This window comes from Sulfurimonas sp. (assembly GCF_016744025.1).
Classification (GTDB): domain Bacteria; phylum Campylobacterota; class Campylobacteria; order Campylobacterales; family Sulfurimonadaceae; genus Sulfurimonas.
In genome coordinates this window covers 1-3,623 of the sequence record NZ_JADGFC010000187.1, presented here as the reverse complement: position 1 = coordinate 3,623, position 3,623 = coordinate 1, and the positions used below count along the sequence as shown (strand labels likewise).

General features: G+C 30.8%; 5 protein-coding genes and 1 pseudogene. 4 read left to right on the top strand and 2 right to left on the bottom strand.

What is annotated here, in order from left to right; genetic code table 11:
- From QZZ48_RS14810 to QZZ48_RS14800, 3 genes and pseudogenes are all read left to right on the top strand, one after another.
- Positions 1-238 (top strand): hypothetical protein (locus tag QZZ48_RS14810; RefSeq protein WP_294967031.1); only part of this gene is annotated, 238 nt, incomplete at its 5' end.
- Between the two features lie 63 nt (positions 239-301).
- Positions 302-820, top strand: a pseudogene (locus QZZ48_RS14805) (methyl-accepting chemotaxis protein); the annotation flags it as partial.
- Between the two features lie 12 nt (positions 821-832).
- Entirely contained in the window at positions 833-2,524 is a 1,692-nt protein-coding gene (locus QZZ48_RS14800) for a response regulator (protein ID WP_294967030.1), read from the top strand.
- Between the two features lie 41 nt (positions 2,525-2,565).
- Here the strand turns inward: QZZ48_RS14800 and rplT are convergent, their stop codons facing one another.
- Positions 2,566-2,925 carry a 50S ribosomal protein L20 gene (rplT, locus tag QZZ48_RS14795; RefSeq protein ID WP_294967029.1) on the bottom strand — a complete coding sequence of 120 codons (360 nt, stop codon included), beginning with the start codon at positions 2,923-2,925 and terminating at the stop codon, positions 2,566-2,568.
- A gap of 105 nt (positions 2,926-3,030) precedes the next feature.
- Positions 3,031-3,222, bottom strand: a complete 192-nt coding sequence (gene rpmI / locus QZZ48_RS14790) for a 50S ribosomal protein L35 (protein ID WP_294967028.1) — start codon at positions 3,220-3,222, stop codon at positions 3,031-3,033.
- Positions 3,223-3,303: 81 nt separating this feature from the next.
- On the opposite strand from rpmI, the gene QZZ48_RS14785 reads away from it, so the two are divergent.
- On the top strand, positions 3,304-3,540 hold the full coding sequence (locus tag QZZ48_RS14785) for a hypothetical protein (RefSeq protein ID WP_294967027.1): 237 nt from the start codon (positions 3,304-3,306) through the stop codon (positions 3,538-3,540).
- Positions 3,541-3,623: the final 83 nt, after the last annotated feature.

The following is a 3,623-nucleotide window of genomic DNA, read 5'->3' as shown; positions in this document are numbered from 1 at the left end:
ACTTCTTTGTTTTTGGTCGAATAAGATTAGCAGATTATCGATTAATCCTATCTTTCAACTTACTTTCAAAAAATTGCACTTGATTTTAGAATTGGCGAACCTTTTAGTTTCTGAGGTCGGTGATAGATTAGACGAAGTTGAAGAAGCTTCTATTACGGTAACTGAAGATTTAGATAGAACATCTAATGTTCTTGATAGTTTTGTATCAAAGCTCGATAGTGTTGTGTATACTATTTAAGAAGGAGGGGAACATCAACAAGAACTAGTCGTTAAAGTATCTTCTCTTACTGAACAAGCAAAAAATATTAAAGAGGTACTTGCAATTATTTCTGATATAGCAGATCAAACAAATCTTCTAGCATTAAATGCGGCTATTGAAGCAGCGCGAGCAGGTGAGCATGGTCGTGGTTTTGCTGTTGTTGCTGATGAAGTTAGAAAACTTGCAGAGAGAACACAAAAATCTCTTAGTGAAATAAGTTCAAACGTAAATCTTATCACTCAAAATGTTGTTGAGATTGCTGAAGAAACTAATAAAACATCAGAGAATATGCAAAATATTTCTGGTTCAGCTCAAGAGCTTATTTCTGACGCACAAGAGACTAAAGAGAACCTTTCTACTACAACTGATAAGTCAAAAAATGTTATGCACCAAAGTACATATATAGCAACTAAAACAAAAGAGTTGATTGGTAATATGGATGAGATTATAGAACTATCAAATCAAAATATACAACATAGAACTAAGGTAGAAAGTAGTGTTAACAAGTTATCAAGTGATTCTGATAGACTTCAAAATGAGCTTAGTAAGTTCACAGTATAGTAAAAGAGAGATATGACAAAAGAATCTATTGAGATAGACAAACAAGTTTTACAACATATGAAATCTTTAACACTTTTATGTGTTGAAGATGACCCTACTACCAATCTTTTATACCAATCAATTTTTGAAGATTTTGTTAAAGAAATCATTTTTTCCCAAGATGGTGAAGCTGGATATGAAAAATATATATCAAATGATATTGATATAATTATAAGCGATTACAGCATGCCAAAATTAAATGGTTTAGGCTTAATAGAGAAAATTAGATCATCAGATAAAAACATACCAATAATTTTAGTAAGCGCAATTAGGGATGTAGATATAATAGTAAAAGCATTACAACTAAATGTTAATAATTTTATAAAAAAACCAATCATTAAAAAAGAAGTAATCAGTTCACTAGAGGCAATTTCAAAGTTAATAATTGCAGACAAATACCTCCAAGAACAAGACAATGCAAAAATTCAAGAGTTGCAAAAAAAAGATAAATACACTTCTTATCAAGAAGATCTAGCCTTTGCCAAACAGCTCAATATTCTCAGAAATGACTTCTATTATAAGATGATAAATACAGAGTGTACTGCATTAGTAGATTTTTCATATCAACCATTAGATATTTTAAGTGGCGACGCTTACAGTGCTAGAAAAATAGATAACTCTAGAACATTCTACCTTGTTGTAGATGGAATGTGGAAGGGAATATCTGCATCACTTAGCTCTATGCTTGTAACATCATTTATAAACCATACTATAGATAAGATGCAAGACTCAAATAACTTTAATTTTCATAGACTTATAGATGAATCCTTAGAATATATAAAACCTATACTGCTCGAAGAAGAAGCACTATCTATAGACTATATACTACTTGACTGTACGAAAGAGAATATGCAATATTCTAAGTTTGCAATGCCCGCAATACTACTGCAAAGCAAAGATATGCAAATAATAAAACTCAAATCTAATAATGCTCCAATTAGTAAATATATAAGAGACTTTAAAATCTCTGAGTATGATACTTCTGATATTACAAAATTTCTATTTTATAGTGATGGTATGATAGAAAATTCTACAAGATTTAAAGATAAATTATACATAGAATATATTGAAAAAGACTTCTTAGATTCTTTTACAAAAGATGGAATGAGAGAAAGACTTCACTGGAAAATAAATAAAGCCGAAGATGATATTACATTTATATTTATCAATAAACTCAATTTAGTAAATAGTATTATTGCTAAACAAAGTTTTGAGACAAGTATGGATGATATTGATAATGCAAATGAGTGGTATGCAAATATTTGGGATACTTTTACAAATAGCTCAAAAATAATTTACAATGCAAGTATTGTATTTACAGAACTTTTTATGAATGCTTACGAGCATGGAAACCTAGGGTTAGACTCTCAATCTAAGCATAAGCTAATAGAACAAGATACATACTTAGAAACTCTACTAGAACAGCAAGAGACCTGTGAGAAAAAAATACATGTCACAATAAATAAAATAGTTTACAATTCATCAGATTATATAATTACTAGAATTGAAGATGATGGTGAAGGTTTTGACACTCAGATTTTAAGTCAAATATTTAGAAACTCAAAAGCTTTTAATGGAAGAGGTGTTTTTGTATCTAGAAGTTCTTCGTTGGGAATTTATTACAATACTAAAGGGAATTCAGTACTTTTTTTACATAGAGTATAGACTTCCAACATAAAGTTGAAAGTCTTTATACTTAGTAAAAATTATTTACTAAGTGCTGCTTTAGATGCATCTGCAACTGCAGTAAATGCTGCTGCGTCATTCATCGCCATGTCAGCAAGAATTTTACGGTCAAGCTCGATGCCAGATTTGTGAAGTCCATTCATGAAAGTTGAATAATTCATTCCATTTAAACGAGACGCTGCATTGATACGTACGATCCATAATTTACGGAAATCACGTTTCTTTTGCTTACGGTCACGGTGAGCATATACCCACGAACGTTCAATTTGTTCTTTAGCTTTTCTGAAGTGTTTACGACGACCACTATAGAAACCTTTTGCTAATTTTAATATCTTTTTGTGTCTTCTTCTACGAACAACACCGGTTTTTACTCTTGGCATATTTTCCCTTTTTCTTTACCCGCTCACTTATTGTGATAAGGTGCCACATCAATGGTGGTCTTGCCCAATTAAATAATTGGAGATTTATAATTGACTAATTTAAAATTAGTTAATCATAGCCTTAACATTTTTTTCGTCAGCTTTTGAAATAGTCTTAGGACTATTTTGATCACGACGAGTTTGTGCATCTTGTTTAGTTAAAATGTGACTTCTGTTCGCTGAACCACGTTTAACAGAACCGTTTTTCTTAACTTTAAAACGCTTTACAGCGCCTTTTACCGATTTCATTTTTGGCATCGATGGCTCCTTTGTAAAATTCTCATAATTTGAGAGTGGGATTATACCCAAATATTTCTAAATTTTAGCTACAATGACTTTATGAATTCAATTAAACATATAAATAATGCGCTAAAAGAGTTAGATGATGAAGTGCAAAAAATACTTTTAAATTTGGATATTCCGCTTAACGAGAAAGACAATATTATGCTTCCTATGCTTCAACAAAAGAAAGTTCTATCGCAGACTTTAGAAGACTTAACATATTTAAAAGATAATCCACCAAAACCAAATCAGCCGTGTGGAATAAGTAAGTATAAAGAAGATCGCCAATTCTAAAATCAAGTGCAATTTTTTGAAAGTAAGTTGAAAGATAGGATTAATCGATAATCTGCTAATCTTATTCGACCAAAAACAAAGAA

What these genes read in the sequence shown, in the direction of transcription:
- QZZ48_RS14800 (WP_294967030.1), top strand. Translation starts at nt 833, where the DNA reads ATGACAAAAGAATCTATTGAGATAGACAAACAAGTTTTACAACATATG.
- rplT (WP_294967029.1), bottom strand. Translation starts at nt 2,925, where the DNA reads ATGCCAAGAGTAAAAACCGGTGTTGTTCGTAGAAGAAGACACAAAAAG.
- rpmI (WP_294967028.1), bottom strand. Translation starts at nt 3,222, where the DNA reads ATGCCAAAAATGAAATCGGTAAAAGGCGCTGTAAAGCGTTTTAAAGTT.
- QZZ48_RS14785 (WP_294967027.1), top strand. Translation starts at nt 3,304, where the DNA reads ATGAATTCAATTAAACATATAAATAATGCGCTAAAAGAGTTAGATGAT.